This is a genomic window from Mesorhizobium sp. M2C.T.Ca.TU.002.02.1.1 (assembly GCF_003997225.1).
Genome location: NZ_RZTO01000776.1, coordinates 1 through 2,844 on the forward strand (window position 1 = coordinate 1; position 2,844 = coordinate 2,844).

Below are 2,844 nucleotides of genomic sequence, written 5' to 3' on the forward strand. Positions count from 1 at the left end.
AGATCTTCTTGTTCAGCTTGACGTAATTCTCGAAGTCGGTGACGACCGAGCGGGCAAGCGCCTCGATCTCGACCTCTTCCTCTTCCGGCTCCGCAAGCGCGGTGGCGCGGGCCTCATGGAAGTCGGGGCGATCGGTGAACGAGACGATCTTGGCGCGCGAGGCGCCCTCGACCAGAACCTTCACGGTGCCGTCGGGCAGCTTCAAAAGCTGCAGCACATTGGCGAGCGTGCCGATGTCGAAAATCGCATCGGGCTCAGGATCGTCGTCGGCTGCATTCATCTGGGTGGCGAGCAGGATCTGCTTTTCCTGACCCATCACCTCTTCCAGCGCCTTGATCGACTTTTCACGGCCCACGAAGAGCGGAACGATCATATGCGGGAACACGACGATATCGCGCAGTGGGAGGACTGCGAAAACGCCGTCGCCGGAAGCCTTGGATATCTTGGCCATTGTCCAACCTTTCATGTCGCGGCCGCTTATTTTAGCCAACCGCGAATCTCATATTAACGACCGAGTGTCGTTCCGCCTACCACCGTTTGTGACGGGAGTTTTACAGCACAGAATTCGGCGCCTCGGCCTTCTGCTGTTAGGTGGATGCAGCCGGGGCAAAGATCAAGGGTTAGCATGGTCGCTCGAGCCGTTCCATCGCCCGCCTCCCCGCCTTTGACAACAAAACGGCGCCACGCGGGCGCCGTTCCGTGAAAATTGACAGGTCCAATGCCATTTCAGGCGCTGACATTGCCCTTCTTTTCCTTCTGCTCGGAGTAGATGTAGAGCGGCCGGGCGTTGCCGGACACCACCTCTTCCGAAATCACCACCTCGCGCACGCCTTCCAGCGCCGGCAGCTCGAACATGGTGTCGAGCAGGATCGCTTCCATGATCGAGCGCAGGCCGCGCGCGCCGGTCTTGCGTTCGATGGCGCGCTTGGCGATCGCCGACAGCGCGTTCTCGTGGAACGTCAGATCGACATTTTCCATCTCGAACAGCCGCTGATACTGCTTGACCAGCGCGTTCTTCGGCTCGGTCAGGATCTGGATCAGCGCCGGCTCGTCGAGGTCTTCCAGCGTCGCCAGAACCGGCAGACGACCGACGAATTCCGGGATAAGGCCGAATTTCAACAGATCCTCGGGCTCGACCTGGCGGAAGAGATCGCCGGTGCGCCGATCCTCGGGCGAGGCCACGGTCGCGCCGAAGCCGATCGAGGTCTTGCGGCCGCGGTCCGAGATGATCTTGTCCAGGCCCGCGAAGGCGCCGCCGCAGATGAACAGGATGTTGGCGGTGTCGACCTGCAGGAACTCCTGCTGCGGATGCTTGCGGCCGCCCTGCGGCGGCACCGAGGCGACCGTGCCTTCCATGATCTTGAGCAGCGCCTGCTGCACGCCCTCGCCCGACACGTCGCGGGTGATCGAGGGATTGTCCGACTTGCGCGAGATCTTATCGATTTCGTCGATATAGACGATGCCGCGCTGGGCGCGCTCGACATTGTAGTCGGCCGACTGCAACAGCTTCAGGATGATGTTCTCGACGTCCTCGCCGACATAGCCGGCCTCGGTCAGCGTCGTGGCGTCGGCCATGGTGAACGGCACGTCGATGATGCGGGCGAGCGTCTGGGCCAGCAGCGTCTTGCCGCAGCCGGTCGGGCCGATCAGCAGGATGTTCGACTTCGCCAACTCGACGTCGTTGTTCTTGCCGGCATGCGCCAGGCGCTTGTAGTGGTTGTGGACGGCCACCGACAGCACGCGCTTGGCGTAGGGCTGGCCGATGACGTAATCGTCGAGGACCTTGAGGATCTCCTGCGGGGTCGGCACGCCTTCGCGCGACTTCACCATCGAGGTCTTGTTCTCCTCGCGGATGATGTCCATGCACAGTTCGACGCATTCGTCGCAGATGAAGACCGTCGGTCCGGCGATCAGCTTGCGGACTTCGTGCTGGCTCTTGCCGCAAAACGAGCAGTAAAGCGTGTTCTTTGAATCACCGCCGCCGTTGCTGACCTTGCTCATTTTTCTGTCCTTTCACCAACGCCCGCCGATCGCCTGGCTTCGAGTGACGTCTCACCAATCTATCGCGGGAATCCGCCACCGCCAGTGTCCCGGCTCACACAGCGCATTCCCTACGAAACACAATTCAGAAAACGCGGCAATGATTCGCAGCAACCCCACGCAAAGCTAAGCCGTCGAAAATCAACATAGCCTTAACGTAGGCAATCCCAACGCCTGAGGGAACAGCCAATTGTGGCCGAAATGCCGCAAGACGCGCCAAAACCGCGTTATGCTGTCATTTGCCGTCGATGTCAGGCTGAAGCCGTGGTTGCCTCGGCGGCCTCGCGGCTCGATATGACCTTGTCGATCAGACCGAAGTCCCTGGCCTCGTCCGCGGTCATGAAGTGATCGCGGTCGAGCGTCCTCTCGATCTCTTCATAGCTCTTGCCGGTGTGCTTGACATAGACCTCGTTCAAGCGGCGCTTCAGCTTGATGATGTCCTGCGCATGACGTTCGATGTCCGAAGCCTGCCCCTGGAAGCCGCCCGAGGGCTGGTGGACCATGATCCGGGCGTTCGGCGTGGCGAAACGCATGTCCTTGTGGCCCGCGGTCAGAAGCAGCGAACCCATCGATGCGGCCTGGCCGATGCAAAGCGTCGACACCGCCGGCTTGATGAACTGCATGGTGTCGTAGATCGCCATGCCCGACGTGACGACGCCGCCCGGCGAATTGATGTAGAGGTTGATTTCCTTCTTGGGGTTCTCGGCCTCGAGGAACAAAAGCTGTGCACAAACCAGCGTCGCCATCCCATCCTCGACCGGACCGGTGATGAAGATGATGCGTTCCTTCAAGAGGCGCGAGAAG

General features: G+C 60.8%; 3 protein-coding genes. All 3 read right to left on the minus strand.

The features are described 5' to 3' along the window. The coding region (locus tag EOD07_RS29205) for an LON peptidase substrate-binding domain-containing protein (RefSeq protein ID WP_206519592.1) at positions 1-451 on the minus strand (451 nt) is incomplete at its 3' end. A gap of 275 nt (positions 452-726) precedes the next feature. After that, complete coding sequence (gene clpX / locus EOD07_RS29210; RefSeq protein WP_040981372.1) at positions 727-2,001, minus strand: ATP-dependent Clp protease ATP-binding subunit ClpX; 1,275 nt, start codon at positions 1,999-2,001, stop codon at positions 727-729. Between the two features lie 290 nt (positions 2,002-2,291). Further along, on the minus strand, positions 2,292-2,844 hold a 553-nt coding region (locus EOD07_RS29215), incomplete at its 5' end, for an ATP-dependent Clp protease proteolytic subunit (RefSeq protein WP_164772641.1).

Excerpts from the sequence above, each read along its gene's own strand:
- clpX (WP_040981372.1), bottom strand. The coding sequence starts at position 2,001 with ATGAGCAAGGTCAGCAACGGCGGCGGTGATTCAAAGAACACGCTTTAC.